The following is a 26902-nucleotide window of genomic DNA, read 5'->3' as shown; positions in this document are numbered from 1 at the left end:
CGGATCAGCTGTGGCCCAGCCGCAGTACGGCTTCGGCGAAGGCGTCGCCGCGGGCTCCGTAGTTGGCGAACATGTCCCAGGAGGCGCAGCCGGGGGCGAGCAGCACGGTGTCTCCTGCCTGTGCAAGCTTCGCCGCCTCCCCCACCACGATCTCCATGGCTCCAGTGTCCGTTGCCTCGACGGTGATCGTCGGGACATCCGGTGCGTGTCGGGCGAGAGCTTCGGCGATCACCAGCTTGTCCTGGCCGAGCAGGACGACGGCGCGCAGCCGGTCGCGGGCGGCGACCACGAGTTCGTCGAAGGTCGCGCCCTTCGCCTGACCGCCGGCGATCCAGACCACGTGCTCGTAGGCCAGCAGGGACGCCTGCGCCGCGTGCGGGTTGGTCGCCTTCGAGTCGTCGACATAGTTGGCTCCGGCAACTTCGGCGACGTGCGCGATCCGGTGCTTGTCCGGCCGGAACCCGCGCAATCCGTCCCGCACCGCGGTTGCCGGTACGCCGAACGACCGGGCCAGCGCGGCGGCGGCCAGCGCGTTCGCCACGTTGTGCGGGGCGGGTGGGGTGATGTCGTCCAGCGTGGCCAGCTCGAGTGCCGAGGACGCGCGCTGCTCGACGAACGCGCGGTCGACGAGGAGCTCGTCGACCAGGCCGACCATCGAGATGTCCGGCGTACCCAGGGTGAAGCCGATCGCGCGGCAGCCCTCGATCACGTCGGCGTCGACCACCAGTTGCTCGGTGGCCGGGTCGGCGACGTTGTAGACGCAGGCGATCTGGCAGTTCTCGTAGATCCGGCCCTTGGCCTTCGCGTACTCGTCCAGCGAGCCGTGCCAGTCGACGTGGTCCGGTGCGATGTTCAGCACGGCGGCCGAGTGCGCGGACATCGAGTGGGTGAAGTGCAGTTGGTAGCTGGACAGCTCGACGGCGATCACGTCGTACGGCTCGGGGTCCATGACCGCTTCCAGCAACGGCAGTCCGACGTTGCCGGCGGCAACAGCCCGGTGGCCGGCCGCGGTCAGCATCGCGGTCAGCATCTGCACGGTGGTGGTCTTGCCGTTGGTGCCGGTGATGCACAGCCAAGGCGCGGCATTGGCCGGGTCGCGCAGCCGCCAGGCCAGCTCGATCTCGCTCCAGATCGGTACGTCCCGCTCGGCCGCCTGCGCCAGCAACGGCGCATGCGGTGGTACGCCGGGCGACGTCACGACCACGTCGACGTCCTTGGGCAGCTCCGCCGTACTGCCCGGGCCAAGCGTGATGGTGGCACCGAGGGTCTCGAGGATCTGTGCCTTCTCGCGCAACCCCTCGTTGTCCCGGTCGTCGAGTACGACGAGGTGCTCGGCGCCGGCCTGGAGGAGCGAGTCAGCGCACGCGTAGCCCGCCGTACCGAACCCGAAAACGACGAACCGGGTGGTCGCCCAGCCGTCGTCAGTGCGTGTTGCCAGCCTCACCCGGTCACCCATTCCGCGTAGAAGATGCCCAGACCGATGACGACGCACAGGCCCTGGATGATCCAGAAGCGGATCACCACGTTCACCTGTTCCCACCCGAGCATCTCGAAGTGGTGCTGCAGCGGCGCCATCCGGAAGATCCGTTTGCCGACACCGGTGGTGCGCTTGGTGACCTTGAAGTAGCTGACCTGCAGGATCACCGAGGCGGTGATGATGACGAACAGACCGCCGAGCAGCAGCACCAGCAGCTCGGTCCGGGTCATCACGGCCATGCCGGCCAGCGCGCCGCCGAGCGACAGCGACCCGGTGTCACCCATGAAGATCTTCGCCGGCGACGCGTTCCACCAGAGGAAGCCGAAGAGCGCACCGGTCAGTGCGGCCGCGACCACCGCGAGGTCGAGCGGGTCGCGCACCTCGTAACACTTGGCTCCGGCGCCCTCGGCGGTGGCACAGCTCTGGTTGAACTGCCAGATGCAGATCAAGGTGTACGCGCCGAAGACCATCATCGAGGCACCGGTGGCCAGACCGTCCAGGCCGTCCGCGAGATTGACCCCGTTCGACATGCCGGCGATCAGCAGCAGGATCCAGATCACCACGAGGATCAGCGGCAACTCCAGCCAGCCGATGTCGCGGATGAACGAGATGAACGGCGACGCGGGCCGTTGGCCCCGCTCGTCGGGGAACTGCAGCGCGAGGACGGCGAACACCACCGCGACCATCGTCTGGCCGGCCAGTTTCGCCTTGCTGCGCAGGCCCAGGCTGCGTTGCCGGAAGATCTTGATGAAGTCGTCCAGGAAGCCGACCGCGCCCATGCCGGCGAACAGGAACAGCACCAGCAGCGCGGACGCGCTGGGCGGCGACATCGTCAGCAGTTTCGCGGCGAAGTAGCCGATGATCGTGGCGACGATGAAGACGGTGCCGCCCATCGTCGGCGTACCGCGCTTGGTGTGGTGCGAGGTCGGCCCGTCGTCGCGGATCTCCTGGCCGTAGCCGCGCCGGGCCAGCAGGGTGATCGCCCAGCGCGTGCCGAGCAGCGTCAGCACCATCGCAACGGCACCGGCGAACAGGATCGAGATCACTGCGCGTCCTCCAGCAGGGCGTCGGCGAGGCTGCGCAGTTTGGCCGCCTTCGAGGACTTCACCAGGACGACGTCACCGGCCCGCAGCTCGGCCCGGAGCAGGTCCAGGGCTTCCGGGATCGTGTCGACGTACGCCGACTCGTCGCCCCAGGAGCCCTCCAGCGAGGCGCCGAGATGGATCGGTTTCGCGCCCGGGCCGACGACGACCAGCCGGTTGACGTCCAGCCGGACCACCAGCCGCCCGATCGCGTCGTGCTCGTCGGTGGAGGTGTCGCCGAGCTCGAGCATCTCGCCGAGCACCGCCCAGGTCCGGGCGCCGCGGGAGCGGCCGATCGCGACCAGCGCCTTCAGCGCGGCGCGGACCGAGTCCGGGTTGGCGTTGAACGCGTCGTTGATCACGGTCACGCCGTCCGCGCGCTCGGTGACCTCCATCCGGGCGGCCGACACCGCGGTCGCGCCGGCGAGGCCTTCGGTGATCTGCTCCGGGGTGAGGCCGACCGCCGCGGCGACGGTCGCCGCGCCGAGGGCGTTGGACACGTGGTGCTCGCCGACGAGCCGCAGCTGGACCGCCCGGCTGAACTCCCCGATCCGGAGCGTGAATCCGGGCCGGCCTTCGGCGTCCAGCTTGACGTCGGTCGCCCGGACATCCGCGGACTCGGCCTCCCCGAACGTCATCACCCGCTCGCCGGTCCGGCTCGCCATCGCGGCCACCCGCCGGTCGTCGGCGTTCAGTACGGCGGTGCCGCCCGGGGCCAGCGCCTCGATCAGCTCACCCTTCGCCAGCGCGATGTTGTCCTGGCTGCCGAACTCGCCGATGTGCGAGGTTCCGACGTTCAGCACCAGCCCGACCGTCGGCGGCGTGATCCCGCACAGGTAGGTGAGGTCGCCGAGGTGCCGCGCACCCATCTCGGCCACCAGGTACTTCGTGTTCTCCGTCGCCTGCAGCGCGGTCAGCGGGTGCCCGATCTCGTTGTTGAACGAGCCCTCCGGCGACACGGTCTCGCCGTACGGGCGGATCAGCTGGGCGATCAGGTCCTTGGTGCTCGTCTTCCCGGACGACCCGGTCAGCCCGATCACGGTGAGCCCGGGCAGCCGGCTCACCACCAGCCGGGCCAGGTCGCCGAGGGCCTTCTGGGTGTCCGCGACGACGATGCACGGCGAACCGTCGACGGCTCGGGTGGTCAGCGACACGGTGACGCCGGCCTCGGTCGCCGTACCGACATAGTCGTGCCCGTCGACGCGCTCACCGGGGAGGGCGACGAACAGCCCGCCCGGGACCGCGGCTCGCGAGTCGATCACCACCGCGCCGTCGACGACGGCCGACGGGTCCACGCCCACCAGCTCGCCCCGGACGGCTTCGGCGATCTCGCCGCAACTGACAGGGATCACCGCTCTGCCTCCAGCAACTCACGCACGGTTTCGCGGTCGTCGAACGGGTGGATCACACCGCCGACGTCCTGGCCGGTCTCATGGCCCTTGCCCAGCACGACGACGGTGTCCCCGGGGCCGGCCAGGTCGATCGCACCGGCGATGGCCTGCCGGCGGTCGCCGATCTCGTGCAGATCGACCCCTGGTACGGCGGCCCGGGCGCCCTCGAGCGCGGCCGCCCGGATCGCCGCCGGGTCCTCGCTACGGGGGTTGTCGTCGGTGATGATCACCACGTCCGCGGTCCGCGCGGCCGCGGCGCCCATCGCCGGGCGCTTGCCCTGGTCCCGGTCGCCGCCGCAGCCGACGACGGCGTACAACCGCCCCTTGGTCGCGCCGCGCGCGGCCCGCAGCGCGAGCTCGACCGCGTCCGGCGTGTGCGCGTAGTCGACGATGACCGCCAGTCCGTCCTCGCGGGTGAACGTCTCCATCCGGCCCGGTACGGCGGCGGTCCGCAACCCGGCCGCGATCTCCTCGGCCGGTACGCCGACCTGGCGCAGCATCACCGCCGCCAGCAGCGCGTTCGCCACGTTGAAGTCACCCGGCAGCCCGATCTCGACCGTCAGCGTCTCCCCCGGCCCCTGGACGTCGAACACCGTGGTGCCGTGCTCGGACTGATGCTTGTTGGCCACCGTCCAGTCGGCCGCACCGGTCGTGGACACGGTCACCAGCGGTACGACGGTCTGCGCGGCCAGGCGGCGCCCGTACTCGTCGTCGATCATCACCACGGCCACATCACACCGCTGCGGGGTGAACAGCGAGGCCTTGGCGGCGAAGTACTCCTCGAACGTGTTGTGGAAGTCCAGGTGATCCTGCGTCAGGTTGGTGAACCCGGCGACCGCGAACCGGGCCCCGTCCACCCGGCCCTGCGCCAGCGCGTGACTGGAGACCTCCATCGCGCACCAGCCGACCGCCTGCTCGCGCATGACCGCGAACAGCGCGTGCAGGTCGGTCGCCTCCGGGGTGGTCCGGACGCTCTTCACCACCTCGTCCCCGATCCGGGTCTGGATCGTCCCGATCAGCGCGGCCGGGCCGAGCCGGCGCAGGACGGAGTCCAGCAGGAAGCTGGTGGTGGTCTTGCCGTTGGTGCCGGTCACGCCGAGCAGGTGCAGTTCCTTCGTCGGCTCACCGTAGATCCGGGCGGCGACCGCGCCGAGCACGTCCCGCGGCCGCTCGACCACCAGCACGGGCAGACCGGTCTCCCTGGCCCGCTCCTCGCCGGTCGGGTCGGTCAGTACGGCGGCCGCGCCGGACTGCTCCGCCTTCGCCACGAACGCCGCGCCATGCGTGACGGCACCGGGCAGGGCGGCGTACAGGTCACCGGGAAGGACGGAGCGGGAGTCGAGCGAGACCCCGGTCACCTCGATCGTGCTGCTGGTCGGGATCCGCGCGTGGGCGGTCCGGGCGATCTCGGTGAGACTGACCGGGACGACATGCCGCGGCCTGATCGCCGCAACGGCTCCGCCGGAGGCGGTAGGTGTGGACACGGGCCCTGAGGCTACCGCTCCAGCCCGTGTAACTCCCACCTGACCCTGCGTCACCACTCGAGCGGCACGACAGGCTGCTTCGCACCCGTCGGGGGTACGACGTACTTCTGCAGCGCGTAGCTCATCACGTCACGGAACACCGGTCCTCCTTGTCCACCGCCACTGCGACCGTTGGTCGGGTTCTGGAGTACGACGTACGTAACGAAGCGCGGGTTGTCGGCCGGAGCGAATCCGGCGAAAGAGGTGGCCCACTTGCGGTAGCAGCCACAGGCGGAGTCGACCTGCTGCGCGGTGCCGGTCTTGCCGGCCACGCGGTAACCGTCGATCGCGGCCTGGGTCGCGGTGCCGCCCTTGGCGGTGACCGCCTCCATCATCGTGGCGACCTCCTTGGCCGCCTTCTCGCTGACCACCCGGCGGGCCGGACCGCCCGGGTTCGGGACGACGGCGCCGTTCTCGTCGACGTAGTTCCGGACGAGCTTCGGCGGCACGTAGACACCGCCGTTGGCGACCGCGTTCACCGCGGCGGTCATCTGGACGGCGTTGACCGCGAGCCCCTGGCCGAACGCGACCTGCGAGCGGGTCAGCTCGCTCCACTCGTCACCGGGCGGCATCACGCCCCGACTCTCGCCGGGGAAGTTCAGTCCGGTCGGCTCACCGAACCCGAAGTCCTTCAGGTACTTCACGAACTGCGGGATCCGCATTTCCCGGGAGGCGATGATCGTGCCGACGTTCGAGGACTTCGCGATCACACCGGCGATGGTCAGGTCGAGGGTGCCGTGGGAGAAGTGGTCCCGGACCGTGCGGCGCTGCACCTCGATGCTGCCCGGCACCTTCAGCTTGGTGTTCAGGTCGATGTACCCGGCGTCGGCCAGCGCGGCCATGGTGACCACCTTCTGCACGCTGCCCGGCTCGTACACCTGCTCCAGCGCGGGGTTGTACAGCTGGCTGGACTTCACCGGCTTGTTCGGGTCGAACGTCGGGTAGTTGGCCATCGCCAGGATCTCGCCGGTCCTCACGTCCGCGGTGATCACCGTGCCGCCGGTGGCCTTGTACTGCTTGACCGCCTGCTCGATCCGCTTCTCCGCGAACCACTGCAGGTCCGCGTCCAGGGTCAGCTGGGCGGTCAGGCCGGGCTTCGGCTCCTGGACGGTGTGGTTGGCGTTCGGGATCTTGTTGCCCTTGGTGTCCACCTCGTACATCGCCTTGCCGTCCTGGCCGGACAGCTTGTCGTCCATCCCGTACTCGAGGCCGGCCAGGCCCTTGCCGTCGGCACCGACCACGCCGACCACATTGGCCGCGATGGTGCCGTTCGGGTGGCTGCGGATCGGGTCTTCCTCGGTGTAGATCCCGGCCAGCAGCGGAGCCTGCTGATCGTGCGGCTTGCTCTTGTTCTCCTGCGCGATCGCGGCGTTCTTCGCCTTCAGCTCGGCCTCGATGCCGTTCCAGATCTGCGGGCTGACCTGGCGCGCCAGGTACGCGAAGCGCCCCTTCCCGGTCATCGCGGTCACCAGCTTGCCGTACGTCGTACCCGTCAGCTTCGGCGCCAGGATCCGGGCGAGCTGCTGGGCGACCGGCTTCGTCTGCGTCGGGTCGGCGGTGATCGCGACCGCATCCTCGGACACGCTCAGCGGTACGCCGTTCCGGTCGAGGATCGCGCCGCGGGAAGCGTGCAGCACGAACGGCTTGGTGTTCTCCCGGGTCGCGGCCAGGGCGTAGCTGTCCGGGTCCACCCCCTGCAGCAGCACGAGCCGCCCGGCGAACAGCGACAGCACGAACGCCATCACCCCGAATGTCACCCGCAACCGCAACGTCGGCCGCCCCAACGTCAGCGTCCGCGGCGGCTTCCGCGTCTTCGGCCGCGGCGGCCGCTTCCTGGGCTGCTGGGTCCGCCGGTCCTCCACCCGCTTCCGCGGCGGCGAGCCCTTCTTCGCTGCCTTCTTGACCGGCCGCCGCTGACCAGCAGCTGCCTTCTTGGCCGCTGCCGTCCTCGGGGCGCCTGCTGCTCCCCTCGGGTCGTCCGCCGGGCCCCTACGGGCAATGGGCTTCTTGGCTGCGGCCTTCTTCGCCGGCGCCTTCTTCTCGGGGGCCTTCCTCACCGGACGGCGCGCGCCCTGATCCTCGGCCGCGCGCTGCGCCTCCTCGCGGGCTTTGCGGAGGAGGCGTTCGCGGGTGGACTCAGGACGTTGCGGGGTGGCGCGGGTGCGCTCGGTAGCCGACGACGGACGAGGCGAAGCCTTGCGGGGCGGAGTGGTCCGCCCCGGTTCACCACGCCTGCGTGGCGGCTCGCTGCCCCGTCGGTCGGTCATCCGATCATCCCCCGGTGGTCGTCGTCCGCGCGGGCGGCTTGGTGCCCGTCGCCGTACCAGTGCGTGCGGTCGTGCCGGTCGCCGGCGGCTTCACCGTCGCCGCGGGTGGCTTCACGGTGGCCGGCGGCTTCACCGGCGGCTTCACGGTCGCCGGCGGCTTCGGGGTCGCCTTCGGCGTGGTCGCCGCCATCCCCGGCCCGAACATCGCCGCCCCCGTGCCCGCTTTGCCCTCCTCCGGCACGCCGAGCACCCGGCCGTCGGACATCCGCAGGAAGACCGGGTTCGGGTTCGGCACCATGCCCATCCGCAGCGCCGAGTCGGCCAGGTGCTGCGGGGACTCCAGCGTGCGGACCTGCTTCTCCAGCTGCTCCTGCTGGTCCTTCAGCTGGTCGGCCTGCTTGTTCAACTCGGTCACCTGGAACGTCCCGCTCTGCAGCTCCGTGTTGAGCAGCAGCAGCCCGACCAGGCCGGCCGCCAGCAGCGACACCACGAAGATGACGAACGGCATCCGCGGCGGCCGGAACGGCGCGCCGTAGACCACCCGCAGCTTCGGCTCCGGCCGCTTGGCGGTGGTGACCGCCGGGGTCACCCGCGCCTTCGACGGGCTGAAGACAGTACTCATCAGGCCACCAGCCCCTTCTCCCGGACGCGTTCGGCCGCCCGCACGCGCGCGGAGGCGGCCCGCGGGTTCGCCGCGACCTCCTCCTCGGTCGGTTTCTCCGCACCCCGGGTCAGCAACTTCAGGTACGGCTCGTGCCCGGCCGGGATCACCGGCAGGTCGTCCGGTACGTCGGACTTGGTGCCGGCGGCGAACGTCTGCTTGGTGATCCGGTCCTCCAGCGAGTGGTAGCTCATCACCACGATCCGGCCGTGCAGCGCCAGCGCCTCGATCGCGGCCGGCAGCGCCCGCCGCAGTACGTCGAGCTCGCCGTTCACCTCGATCCGGAGCGCCTGGAAGGTCCGCTTGGCCGGGTGCCCGCCGGTCCGCCGGGCCGCCTGCGGAATCGCGTTGCGGACCAGCTCGGACAGCCGCGCGCTGGTGGTGAACGGCTCGGTCTCGCGCTCCCGCACGATCCGGTCCGCGATCCGCCGGGCGAACTTCTCCTCGCCGTACTGGAACAGCACGCGGGCCAGGTCGGCCGCGCTGTAGGTGTTCACGATGTCCGCGGCCGTGGTCGGGCCGGTGCTGTCCATCCGCATGTCCAGCGGCGCGTCCTGCGCGTAGGCGAAACCGCGCTCCGCCTCGTCCAACTGCATCGACGAGACGCCGAGGTCGAACAGGATGCCGTCGATCGCCGGTACGTCGAGGTCCGCGAGCACCCGCGGCAGCTCGTCGTACACGGCGTGCACGAACGTGGTGCGCTCCTGGTACGGCGTCAGTCGCTCGCCGGCCAGCCGGAGCGCCTCGGGGTCACGGTCGAGACCGATCAGCCGGGCGTCGGGGAACCGGCGCAGGAACGCCTCCGAGTGACCACCCAGACCGAGGGTCGCGTCGACCAGGACGGCGCCGGGGTGCGCGAGCGCGGGAGCCAGCAGCGCGACCACGCGCTCCAGCATCACCGGCACATGCCGCTCCGCAGCGTCCATCCTCGACCCTTCCGTCGCCGCGGGAGCGACCCTGCCCCCGCAGGTCTTGTGTGGTGTTCGTCCTGCCTCTCCGCACCGGGGTCGCGGACCCGGTGCCGTACCGCTGTGCGCTGTTCGTCGGGGGCGGATGCAGAACCGTCCGGTCAGATCACGGGTACGCCTTCCGGGGAAGTACCTCCGGTCTTGGCGCCGGGGAAGTGACGCCAACACCTCGAGGTCGGAAGTCGGACCCGTGATCTCACCGGACGGTCGGTTCGCTCGTGGTCCTGCTCGCCCACTGTTCAGCTTTAGAAGATCCCCGGCAGGACCTCCTCGGAGAGGTCGGCGAACGCCTGCTCCTGCTCCGCGGAGTACCTGTTCCAGTTCTCCGTGTTCCAGATCTCCACCCGGTTCATCGCCCCGATGACGACGCAGTCGCGATCCAGTCCCGCGTAATCGCGCAGCATCGGCGGGATGGTGACCCGGCCCTGCTTGTCCGGCACCTCGTTCGAGGCGCCGGCGAACAGCATCCGCAGGTAGTCCCGCGCACCCTTGTTGGTGATCGGGGCCTGCTTCAACTGCTCGGTCAGCTGGACGAACTCGCGTTCGGGCCACACGGACAGCGACCGCTCCTGTCCACGGGTGATCACCAGGCCCTCTGCCAGCTCCTCCCGGAACTTCGCCGGCAGGAACAGCCGTCCCTTGTCGTCGAGCTTGGGGAAGTGAGTTCCGAGGAACACGCTCCACCTCCCCGTTGCGGACTCTCCGTCTCAGGCGAGCTGTTTCCACCACTTCAGTTCCACTGCGCTCCACCTTACTCCACTTTCCACCACCGTCAACCAACTTCCGCCCCATTTCCCCCACGTGCCGCCCCGAACCCGCCGCACTGCTTCTCTTCTGCTTCTCTTCCGCGAAGGGTTTTCCGCACCCGTACGCTTGGAGGGACGACTTTCCGACCGACGCCGGTGAGGGCCTGTGCCGATGAACACCGAAACGCCAGGTAACGAAACTTCCGCTGCTCTAGGCCGGACCCCTACACCGGGTGAGAATGTGTCGGCCGTCAACGAATGGGGAGGACACAGGGTGAGCACCACCGCGACCAGCTCGGCGCTGGCAGGGGCCGGGGACTTCGACGAGCTGTCCGAGGTGGCGGGCCGGGTCCGCCGGGCGATCGAGCAGGTGATCGAGGGCAAACCCGACGTGGTCGAGGTCGCCGTCACGGTCCTGCTGGCCGAGGGACACCTGCTGATCGAGGACGTGCCGGGCGTCGGCAAGACGATGCTGGCCAAGGCGCTGGCCAAGTCGATCGACTGCAGCGTCCGCCGGATCCAGTTCACGCCGGACCTGCTGCCGTCGGACATCACCGGCGTGTCGGTCTTCAACCAGGAGATCCGCGACTTCGAGTTCAAGCCGGGCGCGGTGTTCGCGAACATCGTCGTCGGCGACGAGATCAACCGCGCCTCGCCGAAGACCCAGGCCGCGCTGCTGGAGTCGATGGAGGAACGCCAGGTCACCGTCGACACCACGACGTACCAGCTCGAGGCGCCGTTCATGGTGATCGCGACCCAGAACCCGATCGAGATGGAGGGCACCTATCCCCTCCCCGAGGCGCAGCGCGACCGCTTCATGGCCCGGGTCTCGATGGGTTACCCGGAGCCGGCCGCCGAGCTGCGGATGCTCGACGGGCACGCCGCCGACGACCCGCTGGCGAACCTGCAGGCCGTCACCGACGGACAGCAAATCCTCCGGCTGGTGAAGACGGTGCAGTCGGTGCACGTGTCCGAGTCGGTCAAGGAGTACGCCGTCGCCCTCGTCGGAGCCACCCGCCGCTCGCAGGAGCTCCGGCTCGGCGCGAGCCCGCGGTCGACCCTGCACCTCATCCGCGCCGCCCGGGCGGCCGCGGCCCTCGACTCCCGGGAGTTCGTCCTGCCGGACGACATCCAGGAGCTCGCCGCACCGGTGCTCGCGCACCGTGTGCTCCCTGCGGCTGAGGCGCATCTCGGTGGGCGCGGTGCAGCCGACATCATCTCCGGGCTGGTGGCGACCGTGCCGCTGCCCCGCACTCGTCGGGACTGAGGCATGCGGCAGGCACTGCGCGGGCTGACCACCAGAGGGCGGGCCTTCGTCGCGGCCGGCATCACTGCCTCCCTGTGCGCGCTCCTGCTCGGCCAGAAGGACCTGCTGCGCGTCGGCATCCTCCTGGTCGCGCTGCCCGTGGTCGCGGCGCTCGTCGTCGGCCGGACCCGGCTGCGGCTGCAGGTACGGCGCAGCCTCACCCCGGACCAGGTTCCGGTCGGGTCGCAGGCGACCGTGGAGCTTGCCCTGAGCAACCAGGGCCGGATGCCCGCCGGCCTGCTCCTGCTCGAGGACCGGATCCCCTACGTCCTGGGGCACCGGCCCCGGTTCGTCGTCGACCGCGTCAGCCCGAACTGGCGCCGTACGGTGGGCTATCCGGTCAAGAGCGACGTACGAGGTCTCTTCCAGGTCGGGCCGTTGATGCTGACGGTGGCCGACCCGTTCGGGTTGGTCGAGACCAGCCGGACGTTCACCCGTAGCCAGCACCTCCTGGTCACGCCGCGGGTCTTCCGGCTGCCCGAGATCCGGCTCGGTGCGGACCGCGCCGGATCCGGTGAGAACCGTCCGCGGGCGATCGCCTCGGCCGGCGAGGAGGACGCGACCGTCCGCGAGTACCGCGACGGCGACGACCTGCGCCGGGTGCACTGGCGGTCGACCGCGCGCCGCGGCGAGCTGATGGTGCGCCGCGAGGAGCAGCCCTGGCAGAGCCGGTGCGCGATGTTCCTGGACGCGCGGACGATCTCGCACCACGGCCACGGCCCGTCGTCGAGTCTCGAGTGGGCCGTCAGCGCGGCCGCCTCGATCGGCACCGACCGGATCCGCCGCGGCTACGCGACCACGCTGCTGGGCGGGCCGACGACGCTGTCCGCGATCAACCACCGGACGTCGGCGGCCGTCCACCAGCCGCTGACGACCCAGCAGTTGCTGACCGAGTGCGCGACCGTCGAGGAGCACAAGTACGCCGAGATCGGCCCGCTGCTGACCGTCGACCGGCACGCGCAGGAGCCGAGCCTGGTGATCGCGATCGTCGGCGCGCTAAGCACCGAGGACATCACCTCGCTGAACCGCTGGCGGACCAGTCAGGCGATCGGTGTCGCGCTGGTGCTGGACGCGGCCAGCTGGGCGGTCGGCGCCGAGTCGACCGAGAAGGCGGCCCGGCTGACCACGGCCGCGGACGCCACCGAAAACGAGCTGCGACGGAACGGCTGGCGGGTCGCCAGGGTCCGGCGCGGCGACCACGTACCGACCGTGTGGTCCAGCCTCGGACTACGGAGCGGAAGGATCGCATGAGTGTCTTGACGGCCGAGTCCCGGCAGGTGACCCCATGACCGGTCACGTGCGGATCTCCCTCGCCGCGTGGGGAGCGACGGTGCTGGGGGCGCTGGTGCTCACGCCGGTCTTCTCCGGGCCGTTCCTGTTCATCAGCGCGTTCCTGTGCGGGGCGATCACCGGGGTCGGCATCCTCCTGCAGAACCTGCGCGCCCCGCGGGTCGTCGTACCGTTCGTGCAGCTCGCGGTGCTGGTGGAGCTGCTGTCGTTCTTCTTCCTGCGGGAGACGCTGAAGTTCGGGCTGATCCCGGTGAAGGCGACCGCGCTCGAGTTCAACCAGCAGATGGTCAACGCGATGGACTCGATCAACCGGTTCAGCGCGCCGCTGCCGCCGGACGAGCACCTGACGCTGTTCGCCGCCTCGGTGATCGCCGCGACCGGGCTGCTGATCCACGTCATCGCCGTACAGCTTCGGCAGGCCGCGTGGGCCGGGCTGCTGCTGCTGATCATGTACACGGTGCCGGCCGCGACCGTGCACGGTGGGCTCCCGGCGCTGCTGTTCGTCCCGCCCGCGCTCGGCTACATCCTGCTGCTCTCCGCGGAGGGCCGCAGCCGACTCAGCCGGTGGGGCCGCCGGATCTCGGGTGTCTCCCACCTGGACGCGGCCGAGCCGGTCGAGGCGTCCGCGCTCGGTCAGGCCGGCCGCCGGATCGGCCTGACCGTGGTCGCCCTGGCCGCGCTGCTGCCGGCCCTGCTGCCCGCGCTCCCGGAAGGTGTCGTCGGCAACGGTCTGGCCGGCAGCGGTCCCGGCAGCGGCGTCGGCGCCTCGATCTCCTCGACCGACCCGATGCTCGACATGGGCAAGAACCTGAAGCGCGGCGACAACGTGGTCGCGCTGACCTACAAGGGCGGCCCGTCCGGCGGCACCTACCTGCGGCTGACCGCCCTCGACTTCTTCGACGGCGACACCTGGCGGATCGCGCCGCGCCAGGAGGGCCGCAAGATCAGCGGCGACCTGGCCCCGCCGCCCGGGTACGCCGGTGACCTCGGCAAGGTCCCGCAGTCGAAGATGGAGATCGACGTCAGCCGGAGCTTCCGCTCCCAGTTCGCCCCGGTCCCGTACCCGGTCCGCTCGATCTCGCTCAAGCGTGACTGGCGGTACGACGCCGGCTCGCTCGACGTGGTCTCGTCGAACGGTCAGGTGGTCGGCGGCAAGAACTACGACGTCACGGCGTACGAACTGCAGCCGACGCCGCAGCAACTGCACGACGCGATCGGCGCCGGCGAGCCGGACCAGTACACCAGCCGAATCCCCCGCCGCACGCCGGACGACGTCGAGGAACTCGCCGCCGAGATCACCGAGCAGGCGAACGGCAACCCGTTCGAGGCGGCCGTGCTGCTGCAGTCCTGGTTCCGCAGCGGCGGTGGCTTCACCTACAGCACCGACAACAGCCGCGGCAGCGGGATGAGCGCGCTGCGCAACTTCCTGCTGGAGAACAAGACCGGGTACTGCGAGCAGTTCGCGACCGGGATGGCGCTGATGGCCCGGATCGTCGGCATCCCGTCCCGGGTCGGCATCGGCTTCCTGCCGGGTCAGGCCGGTGAGGACGGCGAGTACACCGTGCGGATGCACGACATGCACGCGTGGCCGGAGCTGTACTTCCAGGGCATCGGCTGGGTCCGGTTCGAGCCGACCCCGGCCGCCCGGGTCGCCAGCACGCCGAACTGGACCGTCCCCGCGGCCCCGGACCCGACCAACCCGAGTGCGGCGCCGACCACCGCGCCGGTCTCACCGGGCGCGACCGAGGACCCGGGAATCGTCCGGCCGGGTGAGGACCGCAACCTGCCCGACGACAGCGGGGTCGCGGTCATCGACGAGGGCAACTGGTTCACCAACGGCGGTGGCCGGACGATCGCCATCGTCCTGGGTGTGCTCCTGCTGCTCGCCATCCCGTGGCTGATCCGGACGCTCACCCGGCGCCGCCGGTTCGCCAGGCCGCCCGGCCGGCTCGGAGCCGAGGGCCTGTGGGCGGAGATCCGCGACACCTCCCGCGACCTGGGGCTGGACTGGTCCGACATCTCCACCCCGCGGCAGGCCGGCGACTGGCTCGTCACCAAACTGCCCGACGAGGTGCATCCGCAGGCGCTGCGGCTCGCTCGCGGCATCGAGGCGCTGCGGTACGCCGGTGACGCGGATCTCACCCTGGACCTGCGCTCCGAGGCGTCCGCCGTACGCAAGGCGCTGTGGTCCCGGGCACCGCGGTTGCGGCGCTGGCGAGCGCGGCTGCTGCCGCCGTCGTGGCGCTGGTACCTGAGCCGGGGCAGCACGGAGGCGTCCGACCTGCTGGACGAGTTCGACCTCCTCCTCGCCCGCCTCCGCTCCCTGGCCCTCCGCAGGAGACACGCCAACTAACCGTCAACGGGCCGCACGAAGGTGCGGCCCGTTCGGTTTGTAGCGCCTGCTGCAGGAGCACCACCGAGCGTCGGCCCTGCGGTGGGTACTACGTACCTGCAGGCTTCACAGCGCCGGGGAGACAGCAGCACACCCGCGCCGCGGGGGCACGGGTGTGACGTCAGCGTGGGCTCAGGCGCGTCAGAGGTCTTCGTCGCGGCGGCGGCGCCAGCGGTCTTCCATCCGCTCCATGAAACTGCCGGACGAGTCGTGCTTGGTCCGGTGCCGCTTGGTCGGCGGCGGAGGCGGCGGCGGCATGTCGTCGGCGTCCCCCGCGTTGCTGATCCGCTTCATGCTCAGCGCGGCGATATACAGGCAGGCCACCATCATCACGAAGCCGATGACCCCGATGATGGTGTTGGGAATGATCGCACCGGTCATCAGCACCGCGATGCCCAGCACGAATCCAACGCCGGCAAGCACTGCCCGGCGCTTGTAGTACAAGCGCACATTGGTCCCTCGCATGGCGGAAACGAACTTCGGGTCTTCCGCAGCAAGGGCACGTTCGAGCTGCTCGAACTGGCGCTGCTCTTCTTCCGAGAGGGGCACCGTCGATCCCTCCATGGTGAGCGCGATCTCGATAGGCCGTCTTCAGTCTAGGCCGCGGTCGGCTGACACGAAACCCTGACCGCCTGTCCAGCGCGTCACGGTCCGGCAACTGCCCCCATCACACTCTTCTCAAACCTGCCGCCTTCGGCGTGTCGGAGCGCCTTCCGGGGCCCGGTAGCCGCCCCATCACGGTCCGTCGCCGGCCTCGGCTCTGTGAGCCACGACACACCAAGTGCTGGGTGGTCAGCGGGTGGCGAGGATGTGGAGCTGCGTGGCCAGGGCGCGGAACGCCGGGTGCTGGCTGGCGGCGCGCTCCAGCTCGGCCAGCGACTCGGTCGCGCCCGGCTCGGAGTCCACGAACGCGGACGGGACGAGGTCGGCGAACGTCCGTACGCCGTGCACGGTATGCACCATCAAACCGGCGTCCGCCAGCTGCCCGGTGATCCCGGCCTCGTCGAACCGCCGCGGCATCGGATCGGTCGCGCCCCAGCGCCCGTCCGGATCCTGCAGCGCGACCCGCGCCTCCGCCAGGTGCCCGGCGAGCGCGCGGGCCAGCACGACAGCGTTGCGCTGGGCAACAAGCAGGCTGAGTACGCCGCCCGGCCGCAGGACCGACGCCATCGCCTGCAACGCCTGCACCGGATCGTCGACGACCTCCAGCACCCCGTGACACAGGACGGCGTCCGCGCTCGACTCCCCCGCCAGTCCGGGAAGCTCGGCCGCGTCACCCTGCACACCGCGGACGAGATCGTTCACGCCTTCGTCACTCGCCCGCCGCTCGAGCGACGCCAGCGCGTCCGGGCTGGGATCCACGACCGTCACCCGGTGCCCCTCGACCGCCAGCGGTACGGCGAACCCGCCGGTCCCACCACCGAGGTCGACGATGTCCAACCCGGCCCCGGGCTCGGTCCGCGCGCGTGCTGCCAGCGCAACCCGCAGTGCCTCGGCCACCAGCGCCGTCCGCACCGACCGCCGCCGCCGATCGACCATCGTCATGACCCTCCTCGAACCGTCGACCCCACCCGGCCACACCCTACTTCCCGCCACTCCCCCGGCCCGGCGCACCACCCCCGCCCGCCGTAAGCGGGTGGTAAGCCGCCGGCATCTGTGCACGGACGGGCGGATGCGCGACCGTCGGAGGAAGGGGAACCACCGATCAAGGGGGCAGTCATGTCGATCCACAGCAAGTCCTTCGAGGAGCCCGACGAGCGCCGTACGCCGGACAAGACCACCGTCGACGTGGTCAAGCTGCCGGGTGCCACCGTCGCCCGGATCACGTTCCAGCCGGGCTGGCGCTGGTCGGAGTGCATCAAGCCCGTCGTCGGCGGCGAGTCCTGCCAGATCCGGCACGTCGGCACGTTGCTCTCCGGCGAGCTGGAGGTCGTCCACGACGACGGCGCCAAGGCGCGGGTGACGCCGGGGATCGCGTACGTGATCGAGCCCGGCCACGACGCCTGGGTGGTCGGCGACCAGCCCGCGGTCAGTCTGGAGTTCGAGTCGCAGGCCGCCGAGGCGTACGCCAAGCGCTGACCAAGGACCCGGCCCGCCGGCGCTGAGAGCTTGCAAGCGGCTCGGCTAGGAGCTCGCGCTGGCGTAGGAGCGCAGGCCGCGCCGCCACAGCATCCGGACGAGCGTCACCGCGACCACCACCAGCGCGAGCCCGCCGGCGACCGGGGTCCAGCCCAGATCGCCCGCCAGCGCCTGGGCCGGGTACGTCGACGCGAACCCCACCGGGAACGCGAACGTCAGGAAGGCCCTGACCGCCACCGGGAAGAACGCCAGCGGATACCGGCCGGCCTCCACCAGGTTCAGGTAGATGTAGGCGATCGGACCCACCGACTGCAGCCAGAACGCCAGGAACGACAGCGCACTCCAGACCGCCGCGAGCAGCACCAGCCCGCAGGCCGCGAGCACGAACGCCTGCAGCACTTGCACCGCGTCCGGACTCGCCCCCGACTGCACCAGGCCGATCGCCAGCACGGCGATCCCGCTCGCGACGTTGCTGAGCTCGGCCACGTTGATCCACCGCAGGGTCAGGTAGAACTGGCTCGACACCGGTCGCAGCAGCACGCCGTCCAGCTCGCCCTCGGTGATGTAGGTCGTCATCCGCTGCAGGTTGGGCGCGACGAACGCCGCCATCAACCCGGTGATGATCTGGTAGAAGCCGACGAGCGTGATCACCTCGGCCCGCGACCAGCCCTGCACCTCCTCGGTGAAGCCGAACAGCAGCAGGATCGGTACGACGCCGAGCCCGAGCTCGACCAAGCCGACGAGCAACGTGGTGGCGAAGTGCGCGCGGTAGTGCGTCTCCCGAACCACCGCCTGTCCGAGGAACCGCCGCCACAGCCGCACATGCCGCCGCTGCCGCTGCACCCAGTTGGCATCGAGCGGCGCCCGGTCGTCGGCCGACGTACGGGCACCGGCGACGCGCCGCCCGCCGTGATCCCCGGTCATGCGCCCACCGCCGAGTACGCGCGCATGCCGGCCGCCCAGACGAGGCGTGCAAGGATCCCGAAGACGACCACGTAACCGGCCTGGATCCCCAGCCCCACCAGCAGCTCGTGGCCGGACAGACCGCCGGCGACGATCTCGACCGGGAACGACACCGTGAAGCGGAACGGCTGGTGGTCGATGAACCCGCGCGACCAGTCCGGCATGAGTGCCAGCGGTACGACAGCACCGGACAACACGCCGGCGATGATCTCCCGGGCCTGCGCCAACGCGGTCACGTCGTCCATCCAGAACGCCAGCGCGCCGATCATGATGTCGATCGTGAACACCAGGATCGCCCCGAGCACGATGCTCACCGCGAACACGGCCCAGCGGCCCGGACCGGCCGGGATGTTCATCGAGTCGCGGAAGATCCACCACAGCACGCCGATCATCGGCACCAGCGCGATCAGCTTGAGGACCTTCTCCGACAGGTTGTTCGCGACGAAGCTGAGCAGCAGCGAGACCGGCCTGGCCATCCAGCTGGACAGCTTGCCGAGCCGGATGGACTCGGCCAGGAAGCCGGCCATCCAGGACGAGGTCGCCATCGTGACGAAGCTGAGCAGGACGAAGTACGTCGTCACGTAGCGCTCGTCGATCGGCAGTCGCGCGCCGTTCGCGATCGCCGTCCGCCAGATCAGCAGCGAGATGATCGGCACGCAGATGTTCGCCACCATGAAAATGGTCCAGGCACCGCGGTAGATCGACGCCTGGACGATCTGCGCGGCGGTCATCCGGCGCAGCACCCGGAGGGTGCGGACGACCGTGTTCACGACGCGTCCCCGAGCGAGCCGCGGCGCAGGAACAGGTCGCGCATGATCTCCTCGATGTCGGCGTCCGCGACGTCCAGGTCGACCAGCGGTCCGATCCGGGTCAGCTGCTCGAGTACATCGCCGGCGCGCTCGCGATCCACCTCGAGCGTGATCGTCTGACCGGCGGTGTCGACCGCGGTCACCCCTTCACCCGCCGCGAGCCGGCTGCCGTCGACGTCCGACGCGTACGTCGCCCGGACGAGCTTGCGGGGCCGGGCCGCGTGCACGAGCTCGTCGAGACCGCCGTCGTACTGCAGGCGTCCGTCGTCGATGATCATCACCCGCGAGCAGAGCGCCTCGATGTCGTCCATGTCGTGGCTGGTCACCAGGATCGTGGTGCCGCGCAGCTGGTTGACCTCGGCAAGGAACGTCCGCACGCGCGCCTTGGCGACCACATCGAGGCCGATCGTCGGCTCGTCGAGGAACAGGATCTCCGGACCATGGACGAGGGCCGCCATCAGCTCGAGCTTCATGCGCTCGCCGAGGGACACTTTGCGGACCTGGACGTCCAGCAGGTCCTGGACCTCGAGCAGCTCGGCGAGCTCGGCGACGTTGCGGTCGAACTCCTTCGCGCCCAGGCCGTACATGTCCTTGTGCAGCAGCAGTGTCTCCATCGCCGGCACGTCCCACCAGAGCATGGACTTCTGACCCATGACGAGGGCGATCCGGCGCAGGTAGTCGTGCTTGCGGTCCGACGGGGTGAAGCCGAGGACTTCGAGCTCGCCGGACGTGACGTACAGCAGGCCGGAGAGCATCTTCAGGGTGGTGGTCTTGCCCGCGCCGTTCGGGCCCAGCAGTCCGACCACCTCACCGCGGTCGATGGAGAAGGTGATCGCGTCGACGGCCAGGCGGGTCTCGTACGTCCGCCGTACCAGACTCCTGATCGCGCCGCCGAGCCCGGCTTGCTGCTTGTGGAAGGTGTAGGTCTTGGTGAGGTCGGTCGCCGCGATCACCGGCGACCGGTCTGACGGGACGTCGAAGGAAGTGTGCGTCACGGTTCAGCACCGCGCTTTCGAGAATCGGTGGTTGCATCGGACCGGGCAACGTCAGCGCAGAGCGCACGAGCTACCGCGCACCGCGAACTCGATCCGCCGGGCGCCCACAGGCGCTTCCGGCTACGCGACTCCCGGGCCCTCCGGCCCACCTCGCGACGGCTGATGCTGAATCAACCGTGACCGCTAGCTCGACGACGTACGGGCATCTCGCCTCTGGTCCTTCCGACATACGGCTGCCGCCGAAACGCTATTCCACCCAGGAAACCGATGTCCACCCACTTTCCCGGCTCTCCACGGACCGGCACGCGGCGGTTCCTGCGGGATGAGCGAGGGGTGGGCGATCACTGCCGATGGTGGAAGCTGACGCGCATCAGCCGACTGTCAGCCCAGTCTTCGAGCCGAGTCGGCCGGATGGTGCCGGGGTCGTGGGGCTGATTGAGATCCGCGACGATCTCCGCCAGCACGGCCTGACGTTCGGCCGGATCGGTGACCGGCGTGGCCCGGGCAGGCAGATCCGCGCGGATCCCGTTCTTGAGGTGGAAGGTGAAGTCGGGATTGGCGACAAGGTTCGCATGCCAGTCGGTCGCGGCCCTGCCGGCGCCGCTACACAGATACGTTGCGCCTGCGGCTCGGTAGAAGAAGATCTCGATGCGGCGTGCCCGGCCGGTGCGGCGCCCGAACGTCGTGATGTCGATGATCCGTTCTCTGGTGCGCGCGGCGGGGGTGATCTCGATGGCTCGTCGGATGTGGTTGGGCAGGTGGGACAATGACGCGTCCCGTGCGGAGCCGTTCGACCGGGTCGTGTCTGGAGTGCTCATACGGTCTCGGCCTGAAGGGCGGGGCCGAGGAGGAGTCCGCCGTCGATGACGTACTCCGACCCCGTGATGAACGACGCGTCCGATGACGTGAGGAACAGCAGCAGGCGGGTCACGTCGGCCGGTTCTCCGAGCCTAGGGATGGCGAACGGCTCGGGTGAGTAGAAGTCGGCGATCGCCGCGGTGGCGCCGGCTGCTGGTTCGTGGATGAAGGAGGTCGCGATCACGCCGGGGTGGATGGCGTTCACCCGGATGTGGTCGCGGCCGAGCTCGAGTGCTGCCGTTCGGGTCAGTCCTCGCACGGCCCATTTGCTGGCGACGTACGGCGCGTAGTGAGCCGTGCCGCCCAGGCCCATGGTCGAGGCGATGTTGACGATGGCTCCCCCGGCCGCGCGGCGCAGAGCGGGGGCCGCGACCTTGATGCCAAGGAAGATCCCGGTGAGGTTGATGTCGAGGATGCGCGACCACGTGGCCTGCTCGGTGTTCTCGATGGTTGCCGGCGGGTTCTGCACGCCCGCGTTGTTGACGAGCACGTTCAGGGCGCCGAAGGCGCTCTCGGCGGCTCGCACAGCGGCGGACCACGAGCTCTCGTCGGTGACGTCGAGGCGGGTGAAGTGAGCGCGGGCCCCGAGCTCGTCGGCGAGAGCGGCGCCGCGTTCCGCGTCGATGTCGCCGATCACGACGTTCGCTCCCTCCGCGTGAAAGGCGCGCACGTGGCTCGAGCCCTGGCCGCCGGTCCCACCGGTCACGAGCACGGTCTGGTTGTCGAAGCGGGGCATCAAAGGTTCCTTCGGTCCGTGGGGGAAGGCCGGGATCCACGGCATTGAGCGGCCCGGCAGGTGGCGAGTCGAGCGACTCACCACTGCCTTGACAGTAGGCCGCCGACAGTGGTGAGTCAAGCCACTCACCTCGTATGCTCGGTCCATGCCCAGTGTCGTACCGACGTACCACCAGCGCGTCGCCCAGGAGAAGCGCGAACTGATCGTGACGGCCGCGACCGCACTGTTTCTCGAGTTGGGCTACGACCGGACATCGCTGGCGCGGATCGCCGAGCGCTCCGGCGTGTCGCGGGCCACCTTGTTCAAGCAGTTTCCGACCAAAGCGGCCCTGTTCGACGCCATCGTGACCGAGTCCTGGTCGACCGCCGACGAGGAGGATCCTCCGCCGGCAGGCAACGTCGTCGACGGGCTCGGCATCATCGGTCGCCGTTACGCCGAACTGTTGGGCCGTGCCCAGATGACCGACCTGTTCAGGATCGTCATCGCCGAGCTGCCGCGGTTCCCCGAGCTGGCCCACGCGCAGTTCTCGCAGGGGAAGATGCCCTACTTCGAGTCCGTCCGCAGCTACCTCCTGGCCGAGCACGAGTCTGGCACGGTGCGGGTCGAGGACGTCGACCTCGCAGCCACCCAGTTCCTGGGCATGATCTCCAACTACATCTTCTGGCCGACACTCCTCGTGCCGGGCTGGGAGGTGAGCGCCGAACGCGTCACCCAGGTAGTCGACGAAGCCGTCCGCACCACCGCCGCCCGCTACGCCGCGACTGAACCAGGGCCACCCACCAACGACTGAGTCCCGCCGCCACCAGACGAGCTGACGCCTATTTCCCGCGCCGACTTTCCCGGGCCGACTTTCCGGCCGACGTGGCGTCAGGCTGGGGTGCGGGCGATGACGTACAGGCGTTGGGTTGTTTCCTGGCGGCTGGTGATCGGGCCGCGGAGGTACCACTCGACGTCGACCAGGCCCGCGGACTCGGCGGTGGCGACGACGAACGCCGGGTCGTGCTGCACGTAGTCGAGGTCGATCTCATGACCGTGGAACTCGTCGACGTGACGGACCTGATCACCGGCGTGCAAGCCGAGCACGAGCCAACCGCCAGGATCCAGCGGACGGATCAGGGCGGCCAGCGCGTCGGGAAGCTCAGCTGCAGCGAGGTGGATGAGCGAGTACCACGCCAGGACCGCCGCCCAGCCGGAGCTCGTCGGCGGACGACCCAACCGCCGCAGATCGCCGATCTCGAAGCTCTGATCGGGAAACCGACGGCGAGCCTCAGCCACCATCTCGGGCGAGTAGTCGATCCCCCTGGCGTCCGCGCCATGATCGGCCAGATAGGCGGTGATGTGCCCCGGCCCCGACCCGACCTCCACCACCGGCCGGCCAGCAGCCTGCGCAACCACCCGATCGAGCAGCCACGTCTCGAACGGCAGCCCGTCCAGCTCGTCGACCAGGTGTTCGGCGTACGTCGAGGCGACCGCGTCGTACGCCGTACGCACCTTGGCATCCCGTACGTCGGCACCGTCGGCGATCACCGCGTCCCGGTCGACCGCCGGCGTGGCGAGCTGCGCGACCTCCTCCGGCAACGGACCGAGGAGATGGATCCAGCGGTGGTCGTGCTGGCCTGCGCGACGTTCCAGCTCGCGGACCAGTGGCTCCGGACGCTCGGCCATCCGGCGCAGGCACGCCTCGACGTCGGCCCGGTCGGCGAACGGGTGCAGTCGCTCGGTCCGCGTCTTCAACTCACCGGGCGCCTGCGCACCCCGCAGAAGCAACACCGCCAGCAGCGCCCGCTCGTCCTGCTCGAGCCCGAGTCGCTCGTCCAGGATCTGGTGGTACTTCAGCGTCCGCCGACCCGTGTCCACCCACACGATCCGCAGCAGCTCGCGGTCCCGCAACGACCGCGCCACCCGCTCGATAGTGCCCTGGTCGTAGTCGACCACCGGGTCGCGATTGCTGGTCTGGTTGCAGGCCGTCCGCAGTGCGTTGGCAGTCAACGGATACGACGCCGGCACCGTCGTCTGCTTCTCCATCAAGCTCCCGAGAACCCGCTGATCCTCGGCATCCAGCACAGGAAGTCCGCTCACTCCCCCGACCCTAGATCCCCACCGGTTCCCCCACACCAACAACCCAAGCCAACGAGACCATTCCGCCGGGGTGGGAAGTGGGTTGGTCAGCCGGGGTGGGGACGTAGGTTGGTCAGCCGGGTTGGTAGGTGTCGGGGTCTATCAGGGCCACGGGTTCGAAGCCGGTGGTGTTGCAGCGGTCGCAGGGCAGGTCCTGGATGGTGCCGCCGCCGGCGCACTTGCTGCAGAGGCCGTCGTGCCAGGAGTCGCCGTCGAGGGACTGGTGCGGCTCCGGGTAGTGGGTGTCGGCCAGGTAGCACTCGACGCCGGTCACCGCATGGACGCGACCGCACAGGTCCTTCCCGACACCTCTGCGTAGCTCGCTCAAACTCACGTCTCCCGAGTCGTGGCTCACCCACCCGACGCACTCGGCGGTCGTGGTGGGTGAGGGGGTCAGCTGGCTTGCATCCAGGATTGGGTGAGGACGGATTGGGGGTCGGTGGTCGCGGTAAGGGCCGGGGTGGCGGACAGGCGCAGGCTGGTTTCGACGAGGTCGTAGAAGGTCTCTACGGCGCGGACCAGGTCGTCCGCCTCGCGCGTCGTGACCGCGCGCTCCAGGCCCGCTTCGGCGGCGGCGCGTTGTGAGGCGCCGGCGGCGAAGAACGTGGCCCACTCGCCGAACTCCGGCGCGACCTCGGCCAGCAGCACCCACGCGTTGCGCTGGACCCGGCGGCGGGCGCCGGAGCGCACCGGCCGGGCGCGGACGGCGAGGACCGCGGCCGCGACCCGGAGCGCCGCGACATGGGCGCTGGAATAGCGGATCAGGTGGTCGCTCGTCTCCATCGCCTCGGCCAGCGCGGCGCGGGCGCGGGACAGGTCGCGGCTGGCCGCGCCGGCGGCTGCCGGGGATACCGGTGAAACGGTCATCGGTCGGTCACCCTTTCCAGTTGCCAGCGGCCGGAATCCGGGTCGTGCGCGAGGTCGAACAACTCTCGCCGCCCCTGCCGGCCGCACCCCGCCTCCACTCGATACACCGAACGTCGCGGCCCCCAGTCCGCATCCAGCACACCGACCGCACCGTTCGTGTGGGTCGCCGCGCCGGCTTCCTCGGCCGGTCGAGTGCGGGCGTCGTACGACGGGCCGAGGCCGGCGCCGATGATGCCTCGCTCCCACCAGGCGGCGGTTTCGGTCCAGTGGGCCTGGACGGAGCAGACGCGCCACAGGCGGCCGCGCCAGAGGAACTGGTCGGGGGTCTCGACGCCGTCCACGACGTCCGAGCGCACTTCGACGGCCTCGTCGAACTCCCACATGGTCCATCGCCTCCTGTGTACGACGTGCTTCCCCTGATCGGCGGCCCGGCGGGCGGGCGTGAGGTGGGGGTCGAGGACCACCTCGGCGCCCGGCCCGCCGGGACCACCGGAATCCGATGCGACCGCAACTCCGCACCGGAGCCGTCCAGCTGTCCGGATCACCGTGACCCGGTCTCCCGCGGAGATCGGGCCGGAGGTAATCGAACATCTGTTCGAACACGAACAGCGTATCGCCGGGCGCCGACAAACGTCAACGGGCCGTAAGCCCGGCGCGTCCCCGCGCGACCGGTCCGCCGTCCAGACTGAGGAAGGAACAGGCGCCGTACACTCCACGGGCGCCGCACTGCTCGACGAAGCAGCGCCCGCGGTGGGCGCCGTGAGTGAAGCTGCGCCCGGGGTGGGCGCCGGGAGAACGGAAGAGGCGAGGATGCCGAAGCTCAGGTCGCGTTGGCGGGCAGCACTGATCGTCGCGGCGGCGGTGGCCGTGGTGGTCACCGCGGTCGCGTTGCCGCTGTTCCAGCCGTGGCGGATCTTCACCGACAAGGTCGTCGACGAAGCGCTGCCCGGCGCAGTTCCGATCTCCACACCTTCATCGTCGACCACGCCACCGACAGTTTCCGAAGAGCCGACCGCAACCCCGAAACCGACAGCGCCGTCAGCCACCCAGCCGTCGACCACCAGGCCGTCGACCACCAAGCCGTCGACCACCAAGCCGGCCGGGCCCGAGGTCCTGCTGACCGGGAAGCTGATCACGCACGAACACGAGACCGAGGGCACCGTCGCCGTACTCCGGCTCGCCGACGGCTCCCGCGTCCTGCGCCTGGAGAACCTCGCCACCTCCGACGGCCCCGACCTCAAGGTCTGGCTCAGCGACGCCAAGGTGGTCCCCGGCCGCAAGGGCTGGCACGTGTTCGACGACGGCGAGTACCAAAACCTGGGTGACCTGAAGGGCAACCACGGCAACCAGAACTACGTGATCCCCAAGGACGTCCAGCTGGCCGACTTCCGCAGCATGACGATCTGGTGCGACCGCTTCAACGTCTCGTTCGGCGCGGCCGAGCTCAGGGCGGTGTGACCGGCCGCCTAAGCTGCCGAGGGTGAGCAATCATCCCAACGTGCAACGGGTGGCCGACGCGCTCCGGGCGGCCGGCGCCACCGGCGAGATCGTGATCCTGGACGAGGCGGTCCCGACGGCCGCGGCCGCGGCGGCGGAGCTCGGCTGTGAGGTCGGCGCGATCGCGAACAGCCTGATCTTCGACGGCGACGGCGCCCCAGTGCTGATCCTGACGTCCGGCGCGCACCGGGTCGACACCGCGAAGGTCGCCGCCGAGCTCGGCATCGGCAAGCTGCGCCGCGCCACCCCGGAGTTCGTCAAGGAGCACACCGGTCAGTCGATCGGCGGCGTCGCCCCGGTCGGTCACCCGCACCAGGTCGCGACGTACGTCGACACCGCCATCGAGCAGTACGCCGTCGTCTGGGCGGCCGCCGGCATCCCACACTCCGTCTTCCCCACCACGTACGCCGAGCTCCTCAGCCTCACCAACGGCACGCCGATCACGGTGAACTGACCACGGCACGGATCGCCGACCCCATGAACTGCTGAGTCAGGACGGCCCGTCGTTGACGCCAGAACGGGTTCGACCGCACGGCAGGGCCGTACCGACGCCGGGCAATGTCCGTGACCACGGCCGCGGGCGCACCCAATCCGGGCAGCACCGCGAGCGCCGCCCGCTTGGTGATCAACTGTCCGGTCGTCAGGGTCACGTGGGCCCGGCCGAGCGTGAACAACCCCAGGTCGACCCAGACGTCGGCGTACCAGGGCCGCCGCCGGGTCGTGACCGGGAACCAGAACTCCTGGAGATCCTGGCGGACGAAGGCGAAGAGCTCCTCGTCGGTGACTGCCGGCAGCATCGACGAAGGCGGCGGGCCGAACAGCGACACGTTGCTCAAGGCAAGCTCGCGGCGGGTGACCGGAGTCACCGGCCGAGACC

General features: G+C 70.2%; 27 protein-coding genes. 7 read left to right on the top strand and 20 right to left on the bottom strand.

The features are described 5' to 3' along the window. Positions 1-4 precede the first annotated feature (4 nt). The 8 genes from murD to mraZ form a co-directional block, all read right to left on the bottom strand. Positions 5-1456 carry a UDP-N-acetylmuramoyl-L-alanine--D-glutamate ligase gene (gene murD, locus ACQPYZ_RS14030; protein ID WP_433168180.1) on the bottom strand — a complete coding sequence of 484 codons (1452 nt, stop codon included), beginning with the start codon at positions 1454-1456 and terminating at the stop codon, positions 5-7. After that, positions 1441-2523 (bottom strand): phospho-N-acetylmuramoyl-pentapeptide-transferase, encoded by a 1083-nt coding sequence (mraY, locus tag ACQPYZ_RS14025; protein ID WP_433168178.1) that lies wholly within the window; start codon positions 2521-2523, stop codon positions 1441-1443. The genes murD and mraY overlap by 16 nt, the downstream gene beginning before the upstream one ends. After that, on the bottom strand, positions 2520-3911 hold the full coding sequence (locus ACQPYZ_RS14020; protein WP_433168176.1) for a UDP-N-acetylmuramoyl-tripeptide--D-alanyl-D-alanine ligase: 1392 nt from the start codon (positions 3909-3911) through the stop codon (positions 2520-2522). The genes mraY and ACQPYZ_RS14020 overlap by 4 nt, the downstream gene beginning before the upstream one ends. Next, positions 3908-5434, bottom strand: a complete 1527-nt coding sequence (locus tag ACQPYZ_RS14015) for a UDP-N-acetylmuramoyl-L-alanyl-D-glutamate--2,6-diaminopimelate ligase (RefSeq protein ID WP_433168174.1) — start codon at positions 5432-5434, stop codon at positions 3908-3910. The genes ACQPYZ_RS14020 and ACQPYZ_RS14015 overlap by 4 nt, the downstream gene beginning before the upstream one ends. Positions 5435-5484: 50 nt before the next feature. Then, positions 5485-7740 (bottom strand): peptidoglycan D,D-transpeptidase FtsI family protein, encoded by a 2256-nt coding sequence (locus tag ACQPYZ_RS14010; RefSeq protein WP_433168172.1) that lies wholly within the window; start codon positions 7738-7740, stop codon positions 5485-5487. Positions 7741-7744: 4 nt separating this feature from the next. Further along, positions 7745-8362: a hypothetical protein gene (locus ACQPYZ_RS14005; RefSeq protein WP_433168170.1), complete on the bottom strand. Its 618-nt coding sequence runs from the start codon at positions 8360-8362 to the stop codon at positions 7745-7747. Next, positions 8362-9327, bottom strand: coding sequence for a 16S rRNA (cytosine(1402)-N(4))-methyltransferase RsmH (gene rsmH / locus ACQPYZ_RS14000; RefSeq protein WP_433168168.1), 966 nt, complete (start codon positions 9325-9327; stop codon positions 8362-8364). Before rsmH ends, ACQPYZ_RS14005 begins: the two co-directional genes overlap by 1 nt. A gap of 287 nt (positions 9328-9614) precedes the next feature. Beyond that, the gene (gene mraZ, locus ACQPYZ_RS13995) at positions 9615-10046 is read right to left on the bottom strand and encodes a division/cell wall cluster transcriptional repressor MraZ (protein ID WP_433168167.1); all 432 of its coding nucleotides are present in this window, start codon (positions 10044-10046) and stop codon (positions 9615-9617) included. A gap of 343 nt (positions 10047-10389) precedes the next feature. On the opposite strand from mraZ, the gene ACQPYZ_RS13990 reads away from it, so the two are divergent. From ACQPYZ_RS13990 to ACQPYZ_RS13980, 3 genes are read left to right on the top strand one after another with little or no spacing between them, the layout of a single operon-like run. Next, positions 10390-11382 carry an AAA family ATPase gene (locus ACQPYZ_RS13990; protein ID WP_433168165.1) on the top strand — a complete coding sequence of 331 codons (993 nt, stop codon included), beginning with the start codon at positions 10390-10392 and terminating at the stop codon, positions 11380-11382. A gap of 3 nt (positions 11383-11385) precedes the next feature. Next, entirely contained in the window at positions 11386-12672 is a 1287-nt protein-coding gene (locus ACQPYZ_RS13985; protein WP_433168163.1) for a DUF58 domain-containing protein, read from the top strand. A gap of 34 nt (positions 12673-12706) precedes the next feature. Beyond that, complete coding sequence (locus ACQPYZ_RS13980) at positions 12707-15064, top strand: transglutaminaseTgpA domain-containing protein (RefSeq protein ID WP_433168161.1); 2358 nt, start codon at positions 12707-12709, stop codon at positions 15062-15064. Between the two features lie 180 nt (positions 15065-15244). On the opposite strand, the gene ACQPYZ_RS13975 is transcribed toward ACQPYZ_RS13980, so the two are convergent. After that, on the bottom strand, positions 15245-15667 hold the full coding sequence (locus ACQPYZ_RS13975; protein ID WP_433168159.1) for a DUF3040 domain-containing protein: 423 nt from the start codon (positions 15665-15667) through the stop codon (positions 15245-15247). Positions 15668-15895: 228 nt separating this feature from the next. Continuing rightward, entirely contained in the window at positions 15896-16648 is a 753-nt protein-coding gene (locus tag ACQPYZ_RS13970; protein ID WP_433168157.1) for a class I SAM-dependent methyltransferase, read from the bottom strand. 174 nt (positions 16649-16822) lie between these two features. On the opposite strand from ACQPYZ_RS13970, the gene ACQPYZ_RS13965 reads away from it, so the two are divergent. Then, positions 16823-17182, top strand: coding sequence for a cupin domain-containing protein (locus ACQPYZ_RS13965; RefSeq protein ID WP_433168155.1), 360 nt, complete (start codon positions 16823-16825; stop codon positions 17180-17182). Positions 17183-17227: 45 nt separating this feature from the next. On the opposite strand, the gene ACQPYZ_RS13960 is transcribed toward ACQPYZ_RS13965, so the two are convergent. From ACQPYZ_RS13960 to ACQPYZ_RS13940, 5 genes are all read right to left on the bottom strand, one after another. Further along, positions 17228-18106 (bottom strand): ABC transporter permease, encoded by an 879-nt coding sequence (locus ACQPYZ_RS13960; protein WP_433168153.1) that lies wholly within the window; start codon positions 18104-18106, stop codon positions 17228-17230. Beyond that, entirely contained in the window at positions 18103-18915 is an 813-nt protein-coding gene (locus ACQPYZ_RS13955; protein ID WP_433168151.1) for an ABC transporter permease, read from the bottom strand. Before ACQPYZ_RS13955 ends, ACQPYZ_RS13960 begins: the two co-directional genes overlap by 4 nt. Beyond that, positions 18912-19949: an ABC transporter ATP-binding protein gene (locus ACQPYZ_RS13950; RefSeq protein ID WP_433168149.1), complete on the bottom strand. Its 1038-nt coding sequence runs from the start codon at positions 19947-19949 to the stop codon at positions 18912-18914. The genes ACQPYZ_RS13955 and ACQPYZ_RS13950 overlap by 4 nt, the downstream gene beginning before the upstream one ends. A gap of 341 nt (positions 19950-20290) precedes the next feature. Continuing rightward, positions 20291-20767, bottom strand: coding sequence for a nitroreductase/quinone reductase family protein (locus ACQPYZ_RS13945; protein ID WP_433168147.1), 477 nt, complete (start codon positions 20765-20767; stop codon positions 20291-20293). Beyond that, entirely contained in the window at positions 20764-21543 is a 780-nt protein-coding gene (locus tag ACQPYZ_RS13940; RefSeq protein ID WP_433168146.1) for a glucose 1-dehydrogenase, read from the bottom strand. The genes ACQPYZ_RS13945 and ACQPYZ_RS13940 overlap by 4 nt, the downstream gene beginning before the upstream one ends. A 145-nt stretch (positions 21544-21688) precedes the next feature. Here ACQPYZ_RS13940 and ACQPYZ_RS13935 point away from each other — a divergent pair, with 145 nt between their 5' ends. Next, entirely contained in the window at positions 21689-22333 is a 645-nt protein-coding gene (locus ACQPYZ_RS13935) for a TetR/AcrR family transcriptional regulator (protein WP_433168144.1), read from the top strand. 77 nt (positions 22334-22410) lie between these two features. Here the strand turns inward: ACQPYZ_RS13935 and ACQPYZ_RS13930 are convergent, their stop codons facing one another. The 4 genes from ACQPYZ_RS13930 to ACQPYZ_RS13915 all read right to left on the bottom strand — a co-directional run bounded on the left by ACQPYZ_RS13930 (position 22411) and on the right by ACQPYZ_RS13915 (position 24911). Next, positions 22411-23622 (bottom strand): DUF480 domain-containing protein, encoded by a 1212-nt coding sequence (locus ACQPYZ_RS13930; RefSeq protein WP_433168142.1) that lies wholly within the window; start codon positions 23620-23622, stop codon positions 22411-22413. Between the two features lie 112 nt (positions 23623-23734). Next, entirely contained in the window at positions 23735-23935 is a 201-nt protein-coding gene (locus ACQPYZ_RS13925) for a hypothetical protein (RefSeq protein ID WP_433168140.1), read from the bottom strand. Positions 23936-24054: 119 nt separating this feature from the next. Continuing rightward, entirely contained in the window at positions 24055-24528 is a 474-nt protein-coding gene (locus ACQPYZ_RS13920) for an SAV_6107 family HEPN domain-containing protein (RefSeq protein ID WP_433168138.1), read from the bottom strand. Next, positions 24525-24911, bottom strand: coding sequence for a DUF6504 family protein (locus tag ACQPYZ_RS13915; protein WP_433168136.1), 387 nt, complete (start codon positions 24909-24911; stop codon positions 24525-24527). The genes ACQPYZ_RS13920 and ACQPYZ_RS13915 overlap by 4 nt, the downstream gene beginning before the upstream one ends. A gap of 427 nt (positions 24912-25338) precedes the next feature. Here ACQPYZ_RS13915 and ACQPYZ_RS13910 point away from each other — a divergent pair, with 427 nt between their 5' ends. Further along, entirely contained in the window at positions 25339-25986 is a 648-nt protein-coding gene (locus ACQPYZ_RS13910) for a DM13 domain-containing protein (protein ID WP_433168134.1), read from the top strand. A gap of 22 nt (positions 25987-26008) precedes the next feature. Then, a complete protein-coding gene (locus ACQPYZ_RS13905; RefSeq protein WP_433168131.1) occupies positions 26009-26479 on the top strand; it encodes a YbaK/EbsC family protein in 471 nt (156 codons plus the stop codon). Here ACQPYZ_RS13905 and ACQPYZ_RS13900 read toward each other — a convergent pair. Next, positions 26466-26891, bottom strand: a complete 426-nt coding sequence (locus ACQPYZ_RS13900; RefSeq protein ID WP_433169847.1) for a hypothetical protein — start codon at positions 26889-26891, stop codon at positions 26466-26468. The genes ACQPYZ_RS13905 and ACQPYZ_RS13900 overlap by 14 nt on opposite strands. Positions 26892-26902 lie beyond the last annotated feature (11 nt).

It is taken from the genome of Kribbella sp. CA-247076 (assembly GCF_050942445.1).
Classification (GTDB): domain Bacteria; phylum Actinomycetota; class Actinomycetes; order Propionibacteriales; family Kribbellaceae; genus Kribbella.
Note: the sequence above shows the minus strand (reverse complement) of the source record. Positions and strands in the feature narration are given on the sequence as shown.